We start from the raw sequence: 23,838 nt of genomic DNA, 5'->3' as shown, positions 1-23,838 counted from the left end.
TATTTACTTTACAATCTTATCAATCACATGAAACCTTTTCCTGCCATTCTCAAATTGATCATTTTAATCTGTATCATGCTAGCTTGGCATAAAATGAACGCACAAATTCCACCGAATCGGTCTATTCTAACTGCTGAAATTGTCAATTCGTTCCCTTATGCGGATAGCACAGTCAACACATCTTTGGGAGGCCAAAACTATAATGTATACGGTTGTCCAACTCAATGTTGCTCAACAGCAGTATATCGTATCGAGCTTTCAACATTTGGATCCCTGAGAGGCACTATCAGCAATTTTGATCCCTACAGAGCGGGCAGCTTGTTGGCTTATTTGCCAGCCAACGAATACCCTACCAGCGACAATCAACTGTACTTTTTAAGCGATCAAGGCAATTCATGCAATTACAGGGATACTCTTCAACTTGGAAAAGGGTATTCATGGAACGAGGAAAGGTGGTTGAATGACGATATCAACGAAACAATATCGCCAGGAGTCTATTATGTGCTGGTTTTCAACTATTATAATCTTTTCGATTTTGGCAGCACAAATACTGACGTGACATTTGACTTCAAACCCTACTGTCCTGATGGTTATGAATGCGCCACAATTGAAGTGGAAATTTGCGACGGCAGTGACTATATCTCTTCTACAGGAGATATTTACACAATAAGCGGAAACTACATTGATACAGTTTACACGCAGGGTGCTCAAGACAGCCTCATATTCACCCGATTCAAAAACAACCATAAAGCATATAGCGAAAATCTCTACATTGATCAGACATATTGTATTGGACTGGATACAATGCAAAACCACGCTGTTACACACAGAGTTTCTTTTACTGAGTTTTCTCCAAAATCCAAAGACAACCTCAAACTTGACACGCTTACGGGGATGATTGAAAATTCAGATTTTTCTATTTCTACATGGGTGCAAATACTTAATCAAGACAGCTTGAATCACTCGTCTATTGCAAGTTTCAGCTCATCAAATGGAAATCTGATTTCTACATTGGGAGTAAATAAAAACAAGAACCTAATCGTTGCCAATAGCTCAGAGACTCAAAATACTCTTAAATACTTGGCTGACTCCACATGGCATTTGGTTGGATATACCTACGAAGCGTCTACTGGAATCAACCAAGTTTTTCTAGATGGCGATTTAATTCATACATTTACTAATCCACTAACTATCAACACTTCAAGTCTTATGACCCTCGGAGCTGAATATGGCTCTGGAATGAGTATGAATAATTTCTTCGATGGAAAAATCACTGAAGTTTCCGTTTGGAACAAGATCTTAAATTCAGCAGACTTTTCCAGCTTAATGCAAACGGCTTTAGATCCTGAACTCAATCCTCATAAAAATTATCTTGTAGCTTATTACCCTATGATTGTGAACTGTAGAGCAGACGATACAATTCTCGAAGACTATAGCGGCAACAATCACAAAACTCAAGCATCCAGACATCTAATGCAAAAAATAGATGAGCTAGAAACTATCAATGGCTTTAATTCAGCAGAACATTATGAAATAGCTTGGAAACAAGACGGACAGGTTTTCAGCACATTGGATACTATTGAAATCACTGATTTTAAAGAAGGAGTATATGAGCTCGAACTCAAAAGAGACTATTTTTCCATTTCCAATACTTGGCAAGTTTACAATGATTCCATTTGTGTTTGCGACTCAACTGTTCAAATTGATGCAATTACAGCATGCGATAGTTTGGAATGGAGCAATGGAAAAAAATACTTCGCCAATGCTTCAGGCATTACTGATACCTTGACAAATATTTATGGTTGCGACTCAGTAGTCATGCTAGACTTGAAGATAAACAATTCTTCTTTCAGCACTGATATTCAAAAAGTTTGCGACAGTCTTACTTGGATTGATGGAAATACATATTCTTCGAGCGCTTCCGGCATTTATCATACCCTCACCAATTCTTATGGCTGCGACTCAATCGTTGAATTAAACTTAACAATTCATAATTTGGAAGCTATGGCGAAAGCGGATGGGCAAACATTGACAGCTTATCCTGCAGATGCTAATTATCAATGGCTGGACTGTGAAGAAAATTATGCAGTAATAGCAAATGCGAATGCACAGATATTCAACACTCAAAATGAAGGAAGCTACGCGGCGGTAGTTGAAAAAAATGGCTGTGCTGACACGACCAACTGTGTTAAAATCACAAAAGTAGGCATTGTCGAAAACTCATTTGGGGAATCTATCACAATATATCCAAATCCAACAAATGGTATTATCAATATCATATTTTCAAACCCGCAAAACATAGTAAAAGTATCCATAAGCGATGCAAATGGAAAAATAATTTTCAAAGAGAAATATGAAAATCGACAAAAACTTAATTTCGATTTCGATGGGCCTGAGGGCACTTACTTTCTGAATATCAAAAGTAAAAACAAACGAGCATCTGCAAAAATTATAAAAATAAATTTTATTGAATAACCCGCAAAGCATTGGGCTTGAAATATTTCCGCCCAATACTCTATTCTTATATTAAGCTTTGGAATTTTTAATACCTGCTAAAGCCCCAAAGCATAAATTTTTATGTAATATCTCTATTTTTTGAAAGCCTATTTTTTTCATCAATTCAAATTGGAAGCTCATGGATCTTGGAGAGTCCTCTTTTTCAATATATGCCAACACTTTGTCTCTATATTCTTCTCCATTCAACGAAGTCAAATATTCTCCATACTTTTCCCAAACAAAATCATTCAACGACGGAATATCATGGATAAGCAAATCAGAAACCAACAAACAACCATTTGGACTGAGCAAAGTGAAAAGCTTTTCAAACGTAAGTTCCCAGTCCTTTTCATCCCTTAAATGATGCAACACAGCGCCAGCAAGAATAATATCAAATGCGCCTTCCTCTAGTTCAACATTTCTGATGTCCCCCTGCTTAACATTTACGTTAGAACTTGTTTTCTCTTTCAACCTCTTCGAAGCCCTATCAAGCATCGGCTGACTCAAATCTACCATTGTGCAGTCCAAATCGCTTATCTTTTCAAGCAATTTTAATGTGAAATTTCCAGCTCCGCAACCTACATCCAAGACTGTCTTTGCATTCGGCGCTATGCATTTAGCAGCTTCTGTCACTAAATCTAAAGTAAAGCTGGCGTCAATAGTAGCTGTCTGCCCTGTTTCCAAATTGGAGAACCTTTCAACATCCTGATCAAAACGATCTCTTATTTCATTAATAGTCGATTTTTTCATTTTCATGCAATTTTTAAAATATGAACACAAAATATAATTTTGAAAAACAACTTAAAAAGACTTATTTTATCACCCATTAATACCTTCAAAGTATAGCATGGAATTACGGCATTTAAGATACTTCTTGGCAGTCGCGGAAGAATTAAATTTCACAAAAGCGGCCGAAAAACTATTCATCTCACAACCACCGCTTAGCCGACAAATCAAAGAACTGGAAGAGGAAGTCGGTGCGAGATTATTTGATAGAAACAATAAATCAGTAATTCTAACTGAAGCAGGAAAATTCTTCCAAATTGAAGCGCGAAAAATATTAAATCAGCTTGAAGCGACGACAATAAAAACTAAAAAAATCGCAGACAATATCAGTGGTGAATACAAAATCGCTTACACCAGTTCCACATTCACTAATGAAGTCACTAGATTGGTAAATCAATTGACCAAGCTTTTCCCATTTCTGAATATAAAACTTTTTGAAGCTTCCAGCTCAAGACAAGTTCAAGCCTTGGAGCAAGAACGCTTGGACTTTGGAATATTGAGAGCTCCAGTGATGTCACCCATTATAAATAGTAATTTCTGGTATGAGGAGTCATTCTCATTGGTTTGGAATGATAAAACTATTTTTGAAAAAGATATTTCAAAACTGTCAAAGGAATCATTTATATTTTTCAATAAAAATTATGCGCCAACTTACCACCAATCACTGATGGAAATTTGCTCTAGTTATGGATTTAAGCCAAACATTCTCCACGAAGCCAACAATATCAATTCAATTATCGAGCTGGTTAAAGCCGGTTTAGGCATATCGATCATTCCCTCAAAAGTTAAAGAGAGATATTCAGACTTGAAGTTTCTGGAATTAAACCCCAAATTTCACACTAATGTCTTAATCGCAACTTCCAAAAACGATACATCTATCGTCACTGAGAAAGCTCTTCAAATACTTTTAAACCAAGAGAAATAACCATGATTGAATCTATTTTTCTCAGGAAGAGGATGATTAAAAAAATCATAAATGACTAATTGAGAAATAATCTATCTTTTAGAGGCAACGGCACCCGCTTCATGCTTAGAAGCGTATTCCTTTTCGTACAACTCATCCAACATTTCCACTGTGATCGCTTTCATATTCCCCCCATGCCCCTCAACCAATTGCTTAGCCTTCATATCCAATTGCCGCATAGCTTGAGGCGACATGTCTCGCCACTTGGCCATCATTTCCATTGCTTTTCTCTTGTGCATCAAAAAAATCGCGACTTGCTCATCCCAAAACTCCTCGCACCTCATAATAAAGTCATCCAATTCCGTAGGTTTGAATTCCATCAACTTATCGTCTCCTGCCATTTTCATTTCATCTGGAATCGCATCCAAATCTTTTTTTAATTTCGACACTCTCCACTTATGTCCATAATAGTAAAAAAATGTATCTTCCTCATTTACTTCATGGAGAAATTTAAAAACTTGATTGGCAAAGTCAGCGGCTTCCGAGTACCTTAAAATTTCAAGTTGAATCGTAAAAATATCAACCGATAGCTTCAAAGAATACCTGAAAGTTCTCCCTTCGAATTCATCATCAGGATTCAAACGCATATCTTGAGGCATAAAATGCAATAATTGATAGTCTTTGATCTTGGGAACTATGCTTGTCTTCGCTCTTTCAAAAACCCAACGCGAAAAGTCGACATGCTTTCTTTTATTATTGACTTGGTCTTTTTTGACAATTTCATAATAATAATGCAAGAACTTTTTCTCCCAATCCTTACGTTCCTTCATCACTCGATCTTCCAAAGGCACAAATATCTCACGCGCTCTTATTTGATCGATTTTGATTTGATGCCTTGTAAATTCGGCCAACATGGAAGGATTTTCATCAAAAAGCTTAGTAAAATAAGGATTCAAATCGCTGAACTTCAATTCTCCTTCCAACTTGTAATTCTCATATTCGAGTCGTCTCTTCTCTTTCTCTTCAGCGCTTAATTTAGTGGCTTTCTTTTTCTTCTTTGGCTTGGATCGGGCAGCCACTGCAATCGGTTCTTGCTCCAAAACTGGATCGTCTTTGGCTTGGGTTTCATCGATCGCCAATTCGTCCATTTTAGAGTCAATAGTTTCTGTCCCCGTGCTTGCAGTCGCTTTTTTCTTCTTCTTTTTCTTCTTAGCAACCGGTTCATTTAGCACCATTCCATCTGGCACCTTGACCTTAATATCCAATCCGCTGTTTCTAATCCACTGCATCATTTTTGGCAATATATCAGGCAATTGCGGATCATCCGTCAAACAGACGAATTCTCCAGTACTCCAATCTTCCTCGAAAAATATTCTTGGGCTGTCTGCTGATTTGGAGTAATGCATTTGATTGCAAACCAATTCAACCTTTTGGTTCACTCTATCCACAGGTTTGACATATTCAATATCCAAAGTCAAATGAGGATAACTTGAAGTCACCGGCAAAATTATCGATTTTCTTATAGAAGCTCTGACAAATCTTTGACGTTCCAAATCTCGTCTTATTCCTCTTTTGCCATACCACTCTTTCGCATCCGCCTTCAATCTTGCGCACTGCAGTGGCTTGGATGAGCTTTGAAAACAAGGAGGTGGAAATTTGGACACGCAATTGTCGCTAGTAGCTTGAGGTCTACTGGAATATTCATATGCTCTTGTATTTTCAAGGCTTTCATTACTTAGCATCTATAAGAAATGATTTGCAATTATTCATAACACGACTACATTGGAACAAGCACCAAGCTACCGTGTTTTAAGAATTGCTGAATACTTTATTATGAAATGAATCATCTTGTTACGCCTGTATATCCAGATGCCGAGGCTTCTTGAGTACTTGAGGAACCATTAATGCTAAGAATATTCTCCATCTCCTCGTAAGTCAACAATTTTGCGTCTCCTCCTTTTGTCTCTAACAATTTGGCAAATTCAGCATCCAATTTTCGACACTCCTCAGGATTCGACACTCTCCAAATCATGACAATCTCTCGTGCTTTTTCTTTATGAGCCAAAAACAAAGGCATTTTTTCATCCCAATATCTCTCGCATTCAGTCAGAAAGTCATCAAGAGTCAAAGGATCCAAGACAATATCTTTTCCTTTGAATTTCATTTTGTCAGGAACAGATGTAATATCAACACTCAATCTCTCAGTAAGCCAAACAGAAGCATAAGCGTTGAAAAATGATCCTTTCTCATTAACCGCGCGTACAAAATCCATCATTTCCCTTGCCAATCCAGAGGTTTCCATATACCTCAATATTTCAAGCTGAATAGAAAACAGATTCAAAGACAATTTCAAACAATACTTGAACGCATTCTTTTCAAATTCATCCTCCATATCAAGCTTTAGATCTTGGGGTAAAAAAAGGGGCATTGGGAACTCGCTAGCTCTGGGAACTATGCTTCTAGCCTCCCGTTCCAACATCCAGTCAGAGTAATTGACATGTCTTTTTGTATTATAATTCTTTTTCGCCGCTTCATAATAATAGTGGAAATTTCGTTTTTTCCACTCTCTTTCCTCGTCAAAAACTCTTCTTTCAATCTTTGAAAAGATATTCTGATATCTTGTTGCCTCAAACATCGTCTGAATAGATCCAAACTTATCCATCATCGCACTGTCCTCATCGAATAATCGAGTAAAATATGGATTCAAGTCCTCAAATTTCAATGAATCTTCCAACCTGAAATTTTCATACTCCAGCCTTCTCTTCTCTTTTTCCTCGGCTGTCAGTTTAGCCGGTTTCCTTTTCTTTTTAGGCTTTGATATTGCCGATGTTTGAGAATCAGTATTTGCATTTTTTTGCTCTTCAAAAACACTTGCAGGCTGATCACCTTTGGCAAGGTCCGATTCCATGCCATCAGTTTTGCGTGATTTTTTCTTTCTTTTCTTCCTAACCTTAGCCTCGGTTGGTATAATATCCTCTTCTTCAACTATTGTATCCTGCAAAGCACTTGATCCAGCTTCCTCAACTGTTTCCACAGCATGTTTTTCCCTAACTTCTTCCACTCCCAATGCCTCCATTTCCAAAGCCAAATCAGTTTCACCCACAACCTCTGAAGTTTTTTTCTTCTTTTTCTTTTTTTTAGCCACAGGCTCTCTCAAGGCCATGCCGTCGGGAATTTTAACTTTAATATCAAAGCCACTTTGGCTAATCCATTTTAAAATTTTTGGTAAAACATCTGGCAAAGCTGGATCATCTGTTATAGGTAGAAACTCTCCAGAAGCCCTGTCCTCCTCAAAAAAAATTCTAGGAGCGTCCATAGATCGAGAATAATGCATTTGATGGCAAATTAGTTCAACTTTTTCATTCACCTTATCCAAAGGCCTAGCATATTCAATATCCAAAGTCAAGTGAGGGTAACTAGAAGTCACTGGCAAAATTATCGACTTGCGAATAGAGGCTCTGACGAATCTTTGACGATCGAGATCTTGCCTTATTCCTCTTTTACCATACCACTCTTTCGCATCCGCCTTCAATCTTGCGCATTGTATAGTGCTGGCTTTTGAAGTCTGGCTTGGAGGCAATTTCGCTTGACCATTGGAAATGCTATTTCTCTGCGTATTTCTCTTAGAGTTTCCAGAAAATGCTTTTCCAATACCTGCAAGCATATATGATTTTAGATTTACGGCTTAACCTTCAAATTGATTTTAAACAGAACTTTATCAATTAACAACAAGCTCTGCTTACAGTTTAAAAACACCAAAAAATAGGGGTATTAAATGCTTTCCTCACAAAAGAACTTCTTCCTTGATTACCTGCAAAGCTTTAAAGTCATTTTGCATTACTTCTCTCTGCTCAATAACAAAATCGGTCAAATCAGTTATAGATATAATCTTTGAATTGAAAGCTAAAAGCTCATCTCCTCTAATACCCAACTGTATCGCTCTTCTTTCAATCTTCTCTCCATAAGGATCATGATCAGGGTCCCATTGCAATCTTACCTCGCTTTGAGCAACCAACTCTTTCCATGTTTCGAAAGAATCATATTTATCCTCACGAAATGAAGAGTACACGCCTTTGTCATAAAGCTCCTTAAAGTATGCCAAAGGTATTTCTATTGCCAATATTCTTTCTTGATTCTCTTTTGAAGCCCATCCTGAACGAAACATCATCCATAAAAAATTAGGCTTGATCCATGTCATTCTTTTGAAGCTAAACTTTCTCCCTCCAAACTTTTGATTCTCAACAGCAAAGTTCGCTATCGCATGATTGTATGCTTGATACACATACACAGATTCTCCATTTCTTTGCCCTAAAATATACTCTCCAGACTGAGGAAGTTGCTTTTCGTAATCTTTATATTTTATTTTTTCCAAATAACCTGTATTTATATAAATGATAAAATTTTAATCAACAATAAAACCATAAATTACACACAAAAAAACATATTTGACTAACTTAATTTTAATTATTTGCAATATTATTCAAAATCACCTTAAAAAATTCAAACTAATAAAACATTATAATACTTTATTGCTATTTAGCTATAGATTTTGGCTCTTAAAGTTCATAACTTAGTGAGTGACAATTCTTATCTATTTTTTAATTTTTATGAATACCACATTTATTCCTCAAACCAAGTCTAATTCAAATCTTGACTTTGAAAGACAAGAAACCAATCGAAAACCAAGAATTTCCATGATAGATGCCTTACGAGGCTTTGCGGTCATGGCTATTGTATTGCTTCATAATATCGAGCATTTCAATTTTTACCACTTTCCCGATAAAACTGGACAGGCAGAATGGTTAACTTGGATGGACTCCAAAGTATGGGAAACCATGTTTCTCCTCTTTGGAGGTAAAACTTATTCCATTTTCGCTGTGTTGTTTGGCTTTACATTCTATTTGATGAACCATAAACAACAAAGCCAAGAAAAGGATTTTGGCCCTAGGTATTTATGGCGGTTATTGCTCTTGTTCTTTTTTGCTTGTGTAAATGCGATGTTCTTTGCAGGCGAAGTGCTTTTACTATACTCGATATGCGGGATAGTGCTTTTTATAGGAAGAAACTGGAAGGAAAATACAGTCTTGATTGCCAGCGTTTGCTTATTAGCCCAGCCTATGGAATGGTACCATTTCATCATGCAATCGCTAACTGAAAACTACACAATGCCAGCAAAAATTTCAAGCAGCATGTGGCAAGGGGTAATGGATTATATTAAAGCTGGAAATATATGGGAAACATATTCTCAAAACTTGACTAAAGGCCAATTATGGAGTTTGCTTTGGGCTGTGGAAAACGGCAGGTTTACACAAACCTGCGGACTTTTTCTTCTAGGCTTTTGGCTAGGAAAAAAGCAGGTATTCACTCAATTTGAAGCAAACAAAAAATTCTGGATAAAATCACTATTCATTGCTTTCATAATCAGCGTCCCTTTATACTTCTCGAACAATTTTCTCAACGAACATCCTGTTGCCAATATCAAAAACAGTGTGGGCGTGATTACCGATATGTGGTGGAAATTATCCTGCACTTTGGTGTGGATATCCTTGTTTGCGATACTTTACGCTAGTCCTTTCTTTCAAAAAATAACAAAACCGCTTGTTCCTTATGGGAAAATGAGCTTAACTAATTATATCACTCAATCCATGATTGGCGGCTATCTATACTACATGTACGGTTTGGGTTGGGCGGCAAAATATGGTGTAACATACAGCCTTATAATTGGCATCGTATTTTTTCTGGTTCAATTGGGGTTTTGCCACTTATGGCTGAGTAGATTCAAAAAAGGTCCCTTGGAATGGCTCTGGCACAAAGGAACATGGGCAAGGCTTAGATAAAGCTATCATTCTCAGCAGAACTGATTCTTCAATTTATTGATAGTTATTAGTTCTGCTGTTTATTATTACATTTATCAATACATTTCAATAAGACTCTCCTACGTCAGTATCTCTGTTAATCTTGAAATCTTCTCCATACTTTTTACCCAAGCCTTTATTCAAAGCATAAATATACTTGAATGCTTTTTGCGCAAAAGGTTTCCATTCCTTATGCGTCAATGGTTGCTTGGTGTTTCTAAATTCAATAATGCTTCCATGCTCTCGAGTCATGGAGCCAACAGAATCAGTCATTCCTCCCATAGCTCCTAAAGCCCCCAAACCATTAGCGTGTTTTCTATTTGGATAGTTTCTTGAAGTCAACAAATCTTTTCCTTTAGGAATATTCTCCAACCACTCTTCCCTGCTAAGTTCACACATCCTCCTTGATCTTTCATCATCTTCAAAATAACAATCTGTACCTCTCGCAAAAAAGGGCTGAGACAATGCTCCGCATCCCAACAAATCATTTAGCCCTCCGGTAATATCCAGCCAAAGCGAAAAATCATTATCAGAAAGCAAAGCTTGAATTCGACGAGGAAGAATACTAAACTGTCGAGAAAAGTCGGTTCTCGACAGAAGCGCAGTAAAACTCTTTGGGTACTCTTGCACTTCCTCGATAGACTGATAAAGATAAAATCCAATCATCAATAACAAACCTTCCAAAGCAGGGTTTTCCACGATTGCAAATGTGTTTTTCAACTCGTCAACTGCTCGATTTACGTCAGCTAGCATCAATTGTTTTGCATGTGATTCCAAAGGGTCTTCTTCATCCTTCTTCGGAGGCATCAAGAATTCCCTTCCTTGCTCTCTTCGCTTGCCCAGCTTTTCAAACTCATCGTCATCAGGGTAAGCCAGATCACTAAATAGTTCCGGAATTTTCTTCATATCAACTCCTGCAGTGACATGAAAAAAACCCGTAGGCTTATCCGGACATAAAAAAATTGCTCTCTTATACTCTGGCTCCACTTTTCCAAATCGCCAAAAGTGGCCCAAGAAAGCATGATGATAACAATTGAATGCTATCATATCTCCTATTCCCTCGATCTCTTGCATGGCGGTATTCAGCATTTCCCAGCCCAACTCTGTTTCAGGGAAAGCTCTTGTAATTATCTCGACATAAGGAATTTTGTCTTTATAAGAGACATCTACGGTAACATCGAACATGGGACATTCCACCATCACCTTGCCTTTTTTAAACACATTATCCGGATCCAACTCATCTTGAGTCATAGGATTGCCAGCATTGAATCGCCGGTTTTTTTCATACATTCTATTTTCGCTATCGAATAATTGACTGTATGGACCTATTTCCAATTCAAAACCGATAGAACGCTGAATGACATTTTGTGTTGCAAAACATTGTGGTTGCTCTTGTTTCCTCTGGATCATCAAAGGAGTTTTCATCATATCCATGGAGCTTTCAGCGTTCGAGGAATTCGAATCTTTCTTTCTACAGATCCTATTTTTGACAATGGCTTGATACATGAAAACTCACTGATCGATGCTAATTTAATAATTAAAATTCGAATATATTTGTTGCTTTAGATCGTTTAATAATATCAAAGATTTTAGCCAAAGATGTCCATTTGACTGGCCTTTAAAAATTAATCCTTAAATCCGAACCAATGGGGACAAGGTATACATTACTCGATCAAACTGATGCATAAAATCCATGGTTGCTCGGGCATTTTCAGTCATTTTTTCATTGCTGAATGAAATGTATAACTTTCTAATTTCTGTGTCCATCTTGCTGTATGAGTGGGTTTCCACCCCTTCAGTGGAGAAGCCAAAACTTCGAAGAAACAGTGAAAATATGTATCTTAATATATCCACTGCCTCGTCTTTCAAAGTTGATCTTATATCCCTTGCCAAATACAGAGCATCCTCATACACAACCTGTTTATTCATATATTCAAACGCTGATTCATACTTTGGCAAGAGCGCTTCCATTTCCAAAGACAAAGCTTCATTCAATTCTTTATCCTTGAAATCAACTCTGAGATGCACATCTTTCATGCGAATCAATTGTTCTTGCATGCGATATTTGAGCTCCTCAAGTTCCGCTTCTTGACTTCTTCTCATCCTAAAAGTCATTTTCTTACCGCTGCACATAGGAGAAACTCGTTCATGAAAACTCTGTCCATCTTTTCGTCCATACATACTCAAAAAGAAAAACCTGCCTTCCCCAACTTTACCCAAATCCTCAAACCTTTTGGTTAAAAGTTCGCATTCTTCCTGAACCTCTTGTCCCACTTTTTCTAATTTGAGCTTGTTCTTCACCCACTCATTAATCAAACCCGTTCGTTTCTCTGCTGGAGCAACGACCAAATCAGGTCCAATCACACCAAAATACCTATCCAATGCTTCTCTCAACCCCTTGTGCTTGATCAATAGCTTATCAAATTGACTCAAGAAAGCCATCTTACGAAAGGTGAAAAAATTTGTGGATTCAAGAGAAATCCAATCATCTCCATCCATTGCTAAAACACTTGCGGCATGTCTATTCCATCTGGTGCGCGATGATTCTAAAACCGCATGAGCATCCCTTGCCATTTTTTTCAGATGCTTTTCCATCAAAAATTCTGCATAGCCTTTTTTTCTTCTATCCAAATCTGTTGCTGCTTCATCTTTTTTAAGCTTAGCATCAGGCAAAGACTCTTTTTTCTTATCTGAAATCGTCCAACTAAAGCCGTTGCACATAACCATCTCTGTAAGCCTTGGCCTCACATACTGATTTAAACCTAGTTTGTCAAATTGTTGATTCAACCGAGATACTCCAGCCTCTACGAACCCGGATTTTACCGACTGTTTATCAACTTTACGGTCTTCCAAAGTCTTTCCAAAAAAATCTGATTCTTCATGCTCCAACATCCCCAAAGCACCTGAGTGTGCTCTCCAGCAAAAACCGTCAACATCGCATTCCGTCCACTGATGCTCTTGATCCATCTTACCGAATGGGTGATTGTAAACAAAGGCCAATGCATTGTCAAAAGTTGCGTTCAAGCTATGCAAAGCAAAAGAAGTGCATTGAGAAACATGGCCTATTTCATCCCTGACTTTCTTGTTAAAGCCAATCATTACGGCAATCAATTCCTTGTCCTCTGAATCACTGGAAATACTCAAAGCATGTTTAGCTTGAGGTACAACGCTCAGTTCAGACTGCCTTTCATTCAATGCGCGATTGGTTTTCTCGATATTTTCAGGAGTCGCATAATACATTCTTGGTTTGGGCGTATCCACAATGGCCAATTCGCCTCCATCGCTAACCAATAAATCAGGCAAATCCCCTGCTTTTTGAGTTCCTATTTCTTCAATTGGATTGTTTCTTTTTTCTAAATGGGATTTAGAAGATTTCACATGCATTGCGCCATCTTTTTCAAAAAACAAACGGCGCTTTCTAACGATTTCCTCACGAATATCATCTTCATTCCATTGCAATTCATCAAAAAAGCATATGCTGTTGGGAAGACTATAAGTTCCCCCCTTTACTTTTTTAAACATCTGGATAGTATCCTTCTGCTTAAATTTTCCATCACATATTCCCGCTTTTTTGCTTAAAAACATTCATTTGACTTTATAAAAATCAAACTGATAGTTCAGAAACTTGTTAGGGATTGCGATTAATCTTGAGTCATTAATGAATAGTACTCTTCTTTCTCAACCTTCAACACGCAGTTTACCACACCCTTGTCATCCTCTGATTCTTTCAACAGTTTCAATCCCAATTTTTCCAATAAATTTATCGATTTAGAATTCTTCTTCATGGTTCTTCCCAATATGACATCATGTTCTCCACTGCCAAATGCTTGGTCCATCACTAATTTACTGGCTTCAAAAGCAATTCCTTTTCCTTCAAATTCTGGCAACAAAGCAAAGCCTATATCATAATGATCTAAAAAATCGCGTTTGATAAAGGTAATTACCCCTGCCAAGCAACCAGTATCAACCATTTTAATATTCCACCATTCGATATTGGGCGCATCCGACATCTTTTTGGCATACTCGCGAGCATCCTCAAAGCTCCTTACGCCTTTATCTCCAATAAACTCTATCCAACCTGCAGTATTCACCAACTCGTAAACAAACTCAAAATCAGATTCTGAAAGCTCTTCCAAGCAGAATCTCTGTGTGCTGAAATCATTTAAAAACATGGCATTATAAATTAATCAAGTAAAAAACTTAAACTCACTTCTGATTAATTTAATAAATACTCACGAAAAAATTAAGTATCCACAGAACTTCGATTAAAATAAAAACGCCACGAAATAATATCGTGGCGTTCAATAGATATATTAATCTTTAATTTTCTTCAAAAAGACTTCCACTCTTTCTGCCAGCTTCGGATAAGGTTGTGATCCAACCGCCTTGTCAACGATTTCGCTTCCATTCATAAAAAACAAAGCGGGAATGCCCTTAACAGAGAACTTTTTAGTCAATGCGGGATTATCATCAACATTTACTTTAGCAATAACTAACTCTTCAAAGTCGTCGTCTATTCTATCCAAAGTTGGAATCATTGATTGACAAGGGCCACACCAATCGGCATAAAAATCTATTAAAAGAGGTTTGCCCTCATTCAATAATTCTTCGTATTGAGATATTTTCTTAATGGTTCTCATATTATTTTTTTAAATCTCTTTCGCTATGGGAAAGTCAATTGGAAATTTTGTGAAATTATGAATATAATTGCTGATAACTTTTTCTCCAATCAGCACAATAACATCTATCAAATTAGACTCATCATACCCTGCTGAAAAGAATGCCTCTCTTGATGACTCGCTAGCGTTCCCTTTGTTGGCTACGATTTCTTGCGCCAAGCCTGCCAAAGCCGATAATTTCGCATCAAAAGAAATCTCACCCTTCCTGATCGCTAATATCTCTTCGTCCGTAAATCCATTCATCTTGCCTATCGCCGTGTGAGCCGACAAGCAATACTGACAACCGTTAAACTGGCTAACCACTAAGTTCACCACTTCTTTTTCCTTAGCTCTCAATGTAGACTTGCGTCCTTGAAATGACAGGTAATCGCCTAACGCTGTTTCATTTTTAGCATAATACGCATAGAGGTTGGGAACAAAACCTAATTTTGACTCAAGATTTTCAAAAATCGCTTGATTAGCTTCTGAAACTTCATTCTTTTGGGGAACTGTGTAATCTCTCATTTTAATATTGTTTTTTTGTTCTACATTCAATCAACAATACAAATATCAGCGACTCAAACAGGTAAATGGTAGGCATTATCTCCTATCATGTTGTCATTTTTTCCCTTAGCCTGAAATTTTGAGGGGAAATACCTTCTTGCTTTTTGAAAAACCTACTGAAAACCTGCACATCGGCAAATCCTAAATCATAAGCCAACTCCGACACGGGGACTTCTGAATAAATCAAAACTCTGCGCGCTTCCAGTATTATGCGATTATGTATAAACTTAAGCGGAGAAGTCCCACTCGCTTTCTTAAATAAATTTGACAAAGTCTTTGGCGACTTGTTTAACAATTCAGCGTATTCGTTAACTGTATGCTTTGATCTAAAATGTTGCTCCACCAAAAAATTGTACTCTCGTATGAGCTCCACACCTGAATGATCCAGCATACCAGCGGAATTCATCGATTTGTATATTCTTGTGCATAATATCAAAAACCTCTTAAGCATGGATTGAAGCATCTCAAACTGCAAATGATCCTTAAAGCCCAGTTCAATCAAAAACATCTTCATTACCACTTGCAATATCTCCAACTCCTCCTTTTCAGGCCTTAACATCGGCACATTCGACGATCCATAGTAAAGCACACCTTTGCAACCCACCTCGCTATCATGATCAACAATACAATAAAAGGGCCTGTTCCATCTAATCAACTTGGCTTTACCAAGTTTGCATACTTTTATTCTATGAAATTCTGTCAAGCAAACTATGTCATTCTTGTCGAAATGATAATCTACCGTATCAATTCTAATTTTATTTCCGTCATCATAAAACCAAACTAATGACAACTCGCTATTTTTAGAATGTTCTAAAAAGTTGCCCAGATTTCCATCGATATCAATGATTTCCAAATATTCTTGATTCTTTCCTTCAAATTTCATCTTGTGCCCTCGTTCTATGATCTGATCCAATTTATTCTCAAATCAAACATGATAACTTCTATTCGAATAAATAGAAATTGCAATAATTAAAAAACTGCTATAAATTAAACTCCAATTTAATAAGTTCCCGATATTTTTCAATTCCCCAAAAATGGATAATTCGCTAAAAAACAATTCGACTAAACTTCCCAAAGTTGCTATTTTGCCTTTTTCTTGTGAAGAAGAACATGAAAAAGCTAAATTTTATGGCGAAGGAATAGCCGAAGAAATATTGTCTCTTTTATCCAATCAAAATGCCTTGAGAGTAATATCAAGACGCTCATCTTTCAAGCTTGACTCTTCAGAGCTCAGCACTCAACAAATTGGAGAAAAACTGGGTGCTGAACATCTCATTGAAGGAAAAATCAAATGGGAAAAGAACCATTGTCGTGTATTAGTGTACCTAATCGATTCAGAGAATGATACTGTCATCTGGTCTGATGGATTTGAGAGTTCTACAAATAAACTCCATGATCTTCATTCGGAAATAGGAATGCAACTGTCAAAGCAGCTAAATCTAGGCTTGGGAAATTTAACAAACGCCAACGATTCAATGCATAGCCATTTACAATCAAAAGCATATGAACTCTCGCTTATGGGCTTGTATTATTTCAGAAAGTGGAATGCAAAAGACGTACAGCTCGCGATCGGTTTTTTCAACCAATCGCTTAAAATCGATCCAAATAATCCCATTACCTTGCTGAGGCTTGCAGACTGTCTTGGATTTCTTGCAACGACAGGAGTAAAACCAGAGGCTTGGACAGAAGCAGGCACGACTATTCGCAAGGCTATAAGCTTACATCCCAATTTGTCCGAAGGGCATTATCAGTTAGCAAATTTGGCATTCTTTGTTGAAAGCGATTATGAACAAAGCCTAGCAGAAGCCAAAAAAGCCGTCGCACTCAATCCTAATTTCGCCGAGGCTCAACAGTTTTTATCATTCCTATACGCATTAGCGGGAAAGACGCGCTATGCAACCAATCACCTTTCACTCGCTAACGAAGTTGATCCGCTTTCTCCCGAGACTCTCTTTTTCAAAGCCTACCACCTCTATATGCTTGAAAAATTCGATGAAGCTCTAAAAGCACTAGATATATGCCTCAAAGACAATCCTCATAATATCCCCGCATTCACAATAAAGTGCTATTGTCTGCTGTTAAGCAATAAGCCTGAGTCAGCCCTCAAAATGCTGGAAACACTTCCAAAAGATGTGCTTGTAAGAGGCGATGAATTAGGCATAAAATGCATCGCTTACCACCTGATGAAGCAGGAAAAAAAGCAAGATGACATCTTTGAACAGCTGATTGTCGAGGCAGAAAGCCCCTTAGGCTTTAGGGCCGACTCTTTCAAATTCATGCATTTTGCCATTTCCGAACAATACGACAAAGCTTTTGAATGGATAGAAAAAAATATCGAGTATGGTTCTCCATTGCTCATGATTCACTTTGCAGATCCTATGTCTAAAAACTTAAGAAAAGACCCAAGATTCGATCAAGCAAAAAATCGTTTGTTCCCGCCTCATCTTTTTTCTAAAAAAATTCAATCAAAATTATCTGAACACAAAATCTCCAATGCTAAAGATCGCTTAAACCTGCTCATGTCAAATGAAAAGCCCTACCTTGATGCGCAGATCAACCTTAATGAGCTTGCTAACAAACTGAATATCAATAGCCATGAGCTTTCCGCATTGATCAACAATGAATTCGATAAAAACTTCAATGAATTCATAAATGACCATCGTCTTGAGGAGTTTAAAAAAGTTTCACTGAAATCGGAATTCAGCCATTTGAGCTTATCCGGCATAGCTTACGAGTGTGGCTTCAATTCAAAAACCACATTCAATACCTACTTCAAAAAGAAAATGGGAATGACTCCCAAAGAGTATATAAACTCAAAGAAATAATCAAATCCAAAGAGAAATTCCAGCTCATGCGCCGGAATTTCAAATTTCTTTAATTACTAAGCAGATACTTGCTGTTTTTTGAATATTTTTTTGTCGGCGTAAAATGTTCCAAAAGGAATCACCGAGCAAGCCATGGCAATCATCGTGTCTTTCCATGACCATTCATACTCAGTCTTTGCCATGTAAACCAAAAACACGTACGCCACGAACAATACGCCATGAGCCATCCCCACGACTTTATTTACTTCAGGAATGCCTGCGTAATACTTCAGAGGCATTGCTATAGCCAATAAAATGATAAAGGACCATCCTTCCATCAGTCCTACAATTCTAAGTTTTCCAATTGTCGTTTTCATACGCTTGAAGTTTGATTGTCTTTGCAATTTATCGCGCTGCGAAGCTTAAAACAAAAAAAGAGACTCAAAAATTGAGTCTCTTTTATTTGATGATCCATTTTTCGGATTCAAATTTCTTTTCAGATGAAATCAAAAAATGATTATGCTTCCTCTCTTGTTTTCTTAACATCCAAAACGTTTACTCTGATATCCTGAGCTTTGCCTTTGATTTCTTGCATAGCATTTCTCACTCTTGTACCAGCAGCTTTGTTGTTCTTGTTATAGAAAGCGTCAGCATCTTTCTCTACCGCTAAAATTAGCTCTTTTAATTCATTGTATAGTTCCATAAAAATAGTTGTTTATAAATATTTCGATCAATATAAATACACTTTTGGTTAGAAAGCAATTATTAACCCAATTTTGCTGTTTTTTTTTACTTTTTAAAAAAAATATTCATTTAAAAACAAAGCAGCAACCCTTTGTCAGCTACTCTGAGCAACAATTATAAATATAGTTTCAAATATTTCCCAATTTTTTCATAAATAATTCCTCCCATGTAATATTTAGACAAAATTTGCAGTTTTTTAATGGTAAAAATATGCCCACAATCTCCTGAAGGCCTCCGAAACCACTTAAGAAAGCTCTCGCATGTAAAAATTCGATAAATTGTCTTATTCTTGAATTTTAAAATTAAGCCTAGTCATCAAGCTGTAAAAATAGCATTCCTCCAAGCTATGGAACTGTTTCAAGATTCTGATCATTGCGTGATAAAAACATCAAAAAAATACGCATTTTGGAAAAAATACGAATACTTAGAGCAAATGCCTTTGAAATCAAAATTTTGAGACTAACTTAACATATACTAACCACACAAAATACCATTATTGTTTAAAAAAATTTCAAAAAATCCATTCCATGCATTTCACAACCTTTTGAAATTCAGCGGATAAAGATTACATTTGCGCGGCTTTTTAGCGAAATGAATTGAAAGTGAAGGAAATGGATTTGACGAAAGGAAATGTAACAGGACAGATTTTCAAACTGTCTATGCCGATCATTGGGACATCATTTGTCCAAATGACCTATAACTTTGCCGACATGGCTTGGCTTGGGAGGTTAGGCAGTGACGCTGTTGCAGCTGTGGGGACAGCGACATTCTTTATGTGGCTAGGCAATGCTTTGCTCAATTATACGAAAATTGGGGCTGAAGTTGGCGTTTCACAATCATCGGGCAGAAAAGACAAGCACGCGCAAATTGCCTTCGCCGAGACTTCGCTGACTTTATCTATTATCACTTCCTTAGTCTATGGATTGATCGTAATCGCTTTCGCGCCAAAGCTTATCGGCATGTTTATGCTTAAGAACGAAGCCATCAATGCCGAAGCTACGACTTATCTTCAACTTATTGCCGCTGGAATGATATTCTCTTATACCAACCTGACATTTTCAGGAATATTCAACGCCAAGGGGAATAGCAGGCTTCCATTTATATTAATAGCAAGCGGTCTAGTCATCAACATCATTTTAGATCCCATCCTGATCTTTGGCTGGAGCATAATACCTGCCATGGGCAGTCAAGGAGCTGCAATCGCTACCGTTGCCACTCAAGCATTGGTTTTCTTAGCATTTTGCTGGATATACAAAAGCGAAAACGGACCTGTGAAAGGCGCTGGAATTTTGAGGTGGCCAGATATAAAGCATAGCAAACTAATACTCAAATACGGAGGTCCAGCCGCCGCTCAAATGTCTCTATTCGCTTGTTTTGCCATGGTGATCGCATCACTCGTAGCCAAATGGGGCGCATTGCCTATCGCGGTGCAAAGCGTGGGCACTCAAATAGAAGCCATATCTTGGATGACCGCGGCTGGATTTTCAACTGCCCTGTCCACTTTCGTCGGACAAAACTTTGGCGCAGGCAAATCCCTGAGAATCAAACTGGGAATCACACGAACGTTTATCATAGGCACTATTGTTGGCCTTGCCACGAGTTCATTGTTTTACTTTGCGGGAAGCTTTATCTATAAAATATTCTTGCCCGAACCAAGCGCCATAGAACTAGGCTCTACTTATCTGAAAATTCTGGGAGTCTCCCAAATCTTCATGATCTGGGAAATCGTATTGTCAGGATTGTACTTTGGTCTGGGCAAAAGCAAATTGCCTTCCATTATCGGCATTTTATTCACTGGGCTTCGAATTCCAATAGCCATTTTGCTATCGGATTATATGTCTTGGGGAGTAGCGGGTATCTGGTGGTCGATTACGATCAGCTCTATTTTCAAAGGCTTGCTTATGGTATTCTTTGGATTTAGAATTCTAAACAAAAAGCAAGAGGTTGAAGAAGCCAAAAGCGTTGAATTTGCAATTTAACTTGATAAATTAGTCTCAAAGAAGTGAAATTTCTTGCTTTTCGCCTGAAATAAAACAAATGCACGTTTATACAATTTTATCCTATAAATACATATTCAAGAAAATATAGTACGATAATTTGGATAAAATACTAACACTAGCTACATTCTGTTTGCTTGCCGGCACATTATTCTCCTGTCAAGACCAAGAGAATAACCTCGATCAAGTCAATATGCTAACCCTTAACACCCCAAAGGAATACTCGCTGGATGCTTGCGAAAAATTTCCTGTGCACTTGAGCTCAAAACTAGCCTTTGACGGTTATCAAGTCTTTCGAAATGACAGCCTTATTATTAATGAAAATCTTGCGATAGAGGTTTTGGAGCTTCAATTATTGCTTGATAATTTCCAGAAAAATAGTGTTGCAACTAACAACTATGAGATTAAAGTTTTTTTCAAGCGCATATTCAACAACTCGATCAAATTCAAAACAATCACTCATGAAAGAGATGATTTTCTAATGAATGAAATGTCCATTTACCTGCCTGCAAACAAAAGCACATCAACCTTTGTCAACTTGGAAAAAGGGACAAGTTCTAACACAGCCTCTGGAAATGGAATCAACTATCAGATGTTCATTTTCTTGTCGAATAATGAACTGCATTTTGCCTCTCCAGAATTGCTAAACGAAAACATCACAAATGATTCTTCCAGAACACAATTCCGATCCATATTCCAAAACTTGCAAACTGATGAAATCAATATTTTGGAAGATTTAATGTGCAATATCTCCAGACATAATCAAGTTAAAAACTCCAACCATTTATTAATTCCAATAGATAAATCAACTAGCATCAATAATTGCTCATTTCAATCCAATGGAAACTACAAAGGGATCATTTTCATTGATAAAATTGAAGAAGACTTGATAAAAATTGTCATAAAATACGCAAACAAAAGCTTATAGGGCTAAAATAGGTTAGGTAATATAATTTAATGATTTTTTTATGTATTTTTATTAGAAAGTAAATACGCAAACAATGACACAGGATAACAATCTTTGGTATGCCAAAGAATATCAAGAAAAGCACAAATACATTTACCAAAATGGCAAAGAGCTTATCAAATTGTTGAATCCCCAAAAAGGTGAAAAAATCTTAGATCTAGGCTGTGGAACCGGAGAGCTAACATATGAAATACAACAATTAGGCGCTGAAACGATAGGAATTGATCTTTCACCTGAAATGATCACTCGCGCCAAGCATAAATTTCCTGAAATGAATTTCAGACAGGTTCCTGCCGAGAAAATGAGTTACCACCATTCCTTTGACGCTGTATTTTCCAATGAAACCATCCATTGGGTCACTAATCAAATCCAGCTAACCAGCAAAATTTATAACGCTCTTAAGCAAAACGGACGATTTATCGCCGAGTTTGGAAGTAGAGGAAATTGCAGAAAAACCATTCAAGCTATCAAAAAAATGCTTGTCAAGCTCAACAAGCCTGAACGAATCGAATTAATCCAATGGTATTTTCCTTCAATCAGCTCTTATACTGATCTATTGGAGGCTTACGGTTTGGAAGTGCGATATGCTGAAATCTTCGACCACCCAACAGTCATGGAAGATCCAGACAGAGGCGTTATCGAATGGTTGCATTCGTTCGCAGACTACCTATTTGGTGGCTATTCTTATGATGAAAAAGAAGTTATTTTCGCCGAAATTCAAGAAAGCTTGAAAAATTCAAACTTTAGAGAGGGCAAATGGTATTTGGATTATAAACGAATGAGAGTTTCAGCTATCAAACTGTAATAACATAGCCAACAGTGAAGGCGCAACAACTAAAAGCAATAGGCAAAGCAATCGTAATTTTTGGCGTCAACTTTATCGCCATTATTGCGATTTCGTATTACTTCGCAGATTATCTCAATAATACAACAGCCCATTGGTTGTCAATCTTCGTCAACACTGCATTCATTCTTATTTATTTGTGGATGTATGATATTTCTTTGCCTCGCTTTTTGAATTCAAATGCATCTCTAAAAATCAAACAATTTGCTTTGATTCTGCTCTTATCCATTGCCTTTATTAGTGTCAAGAATATTATCTACGCTAGTTTTCAGCCTGAATTTTACACTAATAGCAAAGCTGTTATTTCTTGGAGCTTATTTCGCATTGTGCTGATTTCTCCGCTGATTGAAGAGTTTCTGTTTAGAAACATGATTCTCAAAAACATGCTGGACAATGAAGTCGGCCTAATTCCCGCATTGCTTCTCAGTTCTTGTCTATTCGCTCTTTTGCATCCTGTTTCTTGGCTTTGGTTATTAAGCAGTTTTGTCAGCGGGATGTTTTATGGATATTTGTTCTATAAATTCAAGCATTACTCAGCGCCAACAACAGCTCATGCCTTCCATAATTTCGCTGTGGAACTCATTCCTTTCATCAATATTTAATATCAAATCATCGTATCTGTTCAAATTATATTCTAAATTTGCAGTATAAACAACAAGGCGATGGATCTTAAAATAACGCTAACAATAGCATCAATCATCATAGTTTTTTTATTGAAGCTAAGTGTCAAAAAGATTACTGAATCTTACACTATTAAAAACCAATACAGCCAATCCCGAAAGATTTACATACAGAAGGTCAGCTCATTTGCCTTGACAATTACGCTTATGACGGTTTTGTCAATCATTTGGGACTTGACAATACAAGGGCTGTCCATTTACTTCGTGTCTTTATTTACTGTTTTGGGTGTCGCATTCTTTGCTTCGTGGTCCATTATCAGCAATATTACCGCATCGATCGTATTGTTTTTCAATCACCCTTTCAAAATCGGGGACAATATCAAAATACAAGACGGAGACAACAGCGTAACAGGTGAAATTGTCGATATCAACTTATTCAACATCAGAATCAAGTCCGAAGGAGGTCATATTGTAGCCTATCCAAACAATCTCGCATTGCAAAAACCTATTTATAAATTATCAAGCCAGGAAGATAGCAATACAGACACTAAGGAGAGTGAAATGGAAGACTCATTAAAAAATGGCTAATCATTCATGAA

General features: G+C 37.2%; 21 protein-coding genes. 9 read left to right on the top strand and 12 right to left on the bottom strand.

Translation table 11 applies throughout. The features are described from left to right. Window positions 1–93 precede the first annotated feature (93 nt). Window positions 94–2,475 carry a LamG-like jellyroll fold domain-containing protein gene (locus AABK36_RS22540; RefSeq protein WP_309940779.1) on the top strand — a complete coding sequence of 794 codons (2,382 nt, stop codon included), beginning with the start codon at window positions 94–96 and terminating at the stop codon, window positions 2,473–2,475. Window positions 2,476–2,526: 51 nt separating this feature from the next. Here AABK36_RS22540 and AABK36_RS22535 read toward each other — a convergent pair whose 3' ends face one another. After that, entirely contained in the window at window positions 2,527–3,246 is a 720-nt protein-coding gene (locus AABK36_RS22535) for a class I SAM-dependent methyltransferase (RefSeq protein WP_309940780.1), read from the bottom strand. Window positions 3,247–3,343: 97 nt separating this feature from the next. Here AABK36_RS22535 and AABK36_RS22530 point away from each other — a divergent pair, with 97 nt between their 5' ends. Next, window positions 3,344–4,207, top strand: coding sequence for a LysR family transcriptional regulator (locus tag AABK36_RS22530; protein WP_309940783.1), 864 nt, complete (start codon window positions 3,344–3,346; stop codon window positions 4,205–4,207). Between the two features lie 71 nt (window positions 4,208–4,278). Here the strand turns inward: AABK36_RS22530 and AABK36_RS22525 are convergent, their stop codons facing one another. The 3 genes from AABK36_RS22525 to AABK36_RS22515 all read right to left on the bottom strand — a co-directional run bounded on the left by AABK36_RS22525 (window position 4,279) and on the right by AABK36_RS22515 (window position 8,558). Next, entirely contained in the window at window positions 4,279–5,928 is a 1,650-nt protein-coding gene (locus AABK36_RS22525) for a hypothetical protein (protein ID WP_309940785.1), read from the bottom strand. A gap of 101 nt (window positions 5,929–6,029) precedes the next feature. Then, entirely contained in the window at window positions 6,030–7,850 is a 1,821-nt protein-coding gene (locus AABK36_RS22520; RefSeq protein ID WP_309940787.1) for a hypothetical protein, read from the bottom strand. Window positions 7,851–7,970: 120 nt separating this feature from the next. Continuing rightward, window positions 7,971–8,558, bottom strand: a complete 588-nt coding sequence (locus AABK36_RS22515; RefSeq protein ID WP_309940788.1) for a DUF4291 domain-containing protein — start codon at window positions 8,556–8,558, stop codon at window positions 7,971–7,973. Window positions 8,559–8,793: 235 nt separating this feature from the next. Here AABK36_RS22515 and AABK36_RS22510 point away from each other — a divergent pair, with 235 nt between their 5' ends. Then, window positions 8,794–10,023 carry a DUF418 domain-containing protein gene (locus AABK36_RS22510; RefSeq protein WP_309940790.1) on the top strand — a complete coding sequence of 410 codons (1,230 nt, stop codon included), beginning with the start codon at window positions 8,794–8,796 and terminating at the stop codon, window positions 10,021–10,023. Between the two features lie 84 nt (window positions 10,024–10,107). On the opposite strand, the gene AABK36_RS22505 is transcribed toward AABK36_RS22510, so the two are convergent. The 6 genes from AABK36_RS22505 to AABK36_RS22480 all read right to left on the bottom strand — a co-directional run bounded on the left by AABK36_RS22505 (window position 10,108) and on the right by AABK36_RS22480 (window position 16,146). Continuing rightward, on the bottom strand, window positions 10,108–11,469 hold the full coding sequence (locus tag AABK36_RS22505; RefSeq protein WP_309940792.1) for a hypothetical protein: 1,362 nt from the start codon (window positions 11,467–11,469) through the stop codon (window positions 10,108–10,110). A 204-nt stretch (window positions 11,470–11,673) separates the two neighbouring features. Then, on the bottom strand, window positions 11,674–13,626 hold the full coding sequence (locus AABK36_RS22500) for a hypothetical protein (RefSeq protein ID WP_309940794.1): 1,953 nt from the start codon (window positions 13,624–13,626) through the stop codon (window positions 11,674–11,676). 56 nt (window positions 13,627–13,682) lie between these two features. Beyond that, window positions 13,683–14,213: a GNAT family N-acetyltransferase gene (locus AABK36_RS22495; protein ID WP_309940798.1), complete on the bottom strand. Its 531-nt coding sequence runs from the start codon at window positions 14,211–14,213 to the stop codon at window positions 13,683–13,685. 141 nt (window positions 14,214–14,354) lie between these two features. After that, a complete protein-coding gene (locus AABK36_RS22490) occupies window positions 14,355–14,681 on the bottom strand; it encodes a thioredoxin family protein (protein ID WP_309940800.1) in 327 nt (108 codons plus the stop codon). A gap of 9 nt (window positions 14,682–14,690) precedes the next feature. Further along, entirely contained in the window at window positions 14,691–15,224 is a 534-nt protein-coding gene (locus AABK36_RS22485) for a carboxymuconolactone decarboxylase family protein (protein ID WP_309940801.1), read from the bottom strand. Between the two features lie 85 nt (window positions 15,225–15,309). After that, window positions 15,310–16,146, bottom strand: coding sequence for a helix-turn-helix domain-containing protein (locus AABK36_RS22480; RefSeq protein WP_309940802.1), 837 nt, complete (start codon window positions 16,144–16,146; stop codon window positions 15,310–15,312). A gap of 151 nt (window positions 16,147–16,297) precedes the next feature. Between AABK36_RS22480 and AABK36_RS22475 the strand changes: the two genes are divergently transcribed. Then, window positions 16,298–18,088 (top strand): helix-turn-helix domain-containing protein, encoded by a 1,791-nt coding sequence (locus AABK36_RS22475; RefSeq protein WP_309940803.1) that lies wholly within the window; start codon window positions 16,298–16,300, stop codon window positions 18,086–18,088. 56 nt (window positions 18,089–18,144) lie between these two features. On the opposite strand, the gene AABK36_RS22470 is transcribed toward AABK36_RS22475, so the two are convergent. Together AABK36_RS22470 and AABK36_RS22465 are read right to left on the bottom strand one after the other, a co-directional pair. Beyond that, on the bottom strand, window positions 18,145–18,444 hold the full coding sequence (locus AABK36_RS22470; RefSeq protein ID WP_309940805.1) for a DUF3817 domain-containing protein: 300 nt from the start codon (window positions 18,442–18,444) through the stop codon (window positions 18,145–18,147). A gap of 140 nt (window positions 18,445–18,584) precedes the next feature. Beyond that, window positions 18,585–18,770 carry a histone H1 gene (locus AABK36_RS22465; RefSeq protein ID WP_309940808.1) on the bottom strand — a complete coding sequence of 62 codons (186 nt, stop codon included), beginning with the start codon at window positions 18,768–18,770 and terminating at the stop codon, window positions 18,585–18,587. A gap of 652 nt (window positions 18,771–19,422) precedes the next feature. Between AABK36_RS22465 and AABK36_RS22460 the strand changes: the two genes are divergently transcribed. From AABK36_RS22460 to AABK36_RS22440, 5 genes are all read left to right on the top strand, one after another. Next, on the top strand, window positions 19,423–20,790 hold the full coding sequence (locus tag AABK36_RS22460) for an MATE family efflux transporter (protein ID WP_309940810.1): 1,368 nt from the start codon (window positions 19,423–19,425) through the stop codon (window positions 20,788–20,790). Window positions 20,791–20,908: 118 nt separating this feature from the next. Then, window positions 20,909–21,736 carry a hypothetical protein gene (locus AABK36_RS22455; protein ID WP_309940813.1) on the top strand — a complete coding sequence of 276 codons (828 nt, stop codon included), beginning with the start codon at window positions 20,909–20,911 and terminating at the stop codon, window positions 21,734–21,736. Between the two features lie 73 nt (window positions 21,737–21,809). Then, entirely contained in the window at window positions 21,810–22,580 is a 771-nt protein-coding gene (locus AABK36_RS22450) for a class I SAM-dependent methyltransferase (RefSeq protein ID WP_309940815.1), read from the top strand. A 14-nt stretch (window positions 22,581–22,594) separates the two neighbouring features. Further along, window positions 22,595–23,221 carry a CPBP family intramembrane glutamic endopeptidase gene (locus AABK36_RS22445; RefSeq protein WP_309940816.1) on the top strand — a complete coding sequence of 209 codons (627 nt, stop codon included), beginning with the start codon at window positions 22,595–22,597 and terminating at the stop codon, window positions 23,219–23,221. A gap of 60 nt (window positions 23,222–23,281) precedes the next feature. Further along, window positions 23,282–23,827, top strand: a complete 546-nt coding sequence (locus AABK36_RS22440; protein ID WP_309940817.1) for a mechanosensitive ion channel family protein — start codon at window positions 23,282–23,284, stop codon at window positions 23,825–23,827. Window positions 23,828–23,838: the final 11 nt, after the last annotated feature.

The organism is Aureibacter tunicatorum, assembly GCF_036492635.1.
In the GTDB taxonomy this organism is placed as follows: Bacteria; Bacteroidota; Bacteroidia; order Cytophagales; family Cyclobacteriaceae; genus Aureibacter; species Aureibacter tunicatorum.
Note: the sequence above shows the minus strand (reverse complement) of the source record. Positions and strands in the feature narration are given on the sequence as shown.

Excerpts from the sequence above, each read along its gene's own strand:
- AABK36_RS22540 (WP_309940779.1), top strand. The coding sequence starts at position 94 with ATGAACGCACAAATTCCACCGAATCGGTCTATTCTAACTGCTGAAATT.
- AABK36_RS22535 (WP_309940780.1), bottom strand. The coding sequence starts at position 3,246 with ATGAAAAAATCGACTATTAATGAAATAAGAGATCGTTTTGATCAGGAT.
- AABK36_RS22530 (WP_309940783.1), top strand. The coding sequence starts at position 3,344 with ATGGAATTACGGCATTTAAGATACTTCTTGGCAGTCGCGGAAGAATTA.
- AABK36_RS22525 (WP_309940785.1), bottom strand. The coding sequence starts at position 5,928 with ATGCTAAGTAATGAAAGCCTTGAAAATACAAGAGCATATGAATATTCC.
- AABK36_RS22520 (WP_309940787.1), bottom strand. The coding sequence starts at position 7,850 with ATGCTTGCAGGTATTGGAAAAGCATTTTCTGGAAACTCTAAGAGAAAT.
- AABK36_RS22510 (WP_309940790.1), top strand. The coding sequence starts at position 8,794 with ATGAATACCACATTTATTCCTCAAACCAAGTCTAATTCAAATCTTGAC.
- AABK36_RS22505 (WP_309940792.1), bottom strand. The coding sequence starts at position 11,469 with ATGATGAAAACTCCTTTGATGATCCAGAGGAAACAAGAGCAACCACAA.
- AABK36_RS22500 (WP_309940794.1), bottom strand. The coding sequence starts at position 13,626 with ATGTTTTTAAGCAAAAAAGCGGGAATATGTGATGGAAAATTTAAGCAG.
- AABK36_RS22495 (WP_309940798.1), bottom strand. The coding sequence starts at position 14,213 with ATGTTTTTAAATGATTTCAGCACACAGAGATTCTGCTTGGAAGAGCTT.
- AABK36_RS22490 (WP_309940800.1), bottom strand. The coding sequence starts at position 14,681 with ATGAGAACCATTAAGAAAATATCTCAATACGAAGAATTATTGAATGAG.
- AABK36_RS22485 (WP_309940801.1), bottom strand. The coding sequence starts at position 15,224 with ATGAGAGATTACACAGTTCCCCAAAAGAATGAAGTTTCAGAAGCTAAT.
- AABK36_RS22480 (WP_309940802.1), bottom strand. The coding sequence starts at position 16,146 with ATGAAATTTGAAGGAAAGAATCAAGAATATTTGGAAATCATTGATATC.
- AABK36_RS22475 (WP_309940803.1), top strand. The coding sequence starts at position 16,298 with ATGGATAATTCGCTAAAAAACAATTCGACTAAACTTCCCAAAGTTGCT.
- AABK36_RS22470 (WP_309940805.1), bottom strand. The coding sequence starts at position 18,444 with ATGAAAACGACAATTGGAAAACTTAGAATTGTAGGACTGATGGAAGGA.
- AABK36_RS22465 (WP_309940808.1), bottom strand. The coding sequence starts at position 18,770 with ATGGAACTATACAATGAATTAAAAGAGCTAATTTTAGCGGTAGAGAAA.
- AABK36_RS22460 (WP_309940810.1), top strand. The coding sequence starts at position 19,423 with ATGGATTTGACGAAAGGAAATGTAACAGGACAGATTTTCAAACTGTCT.
- AABK36_RS22450 (WP_309940815.1), top strand. The coding sequence starts at position 21,810 with ATGACACAGGATAACAATCTTTGGTATGCCAAAGAATATCAAGAAAAG.
- AABK36_RS22440 (WP_309940817.1), top strand. The coding sequence starts at position 23,282 with ATGGATCTTAAAATAACGCTAACAATAGCATCAATCATCATAGTTTTT.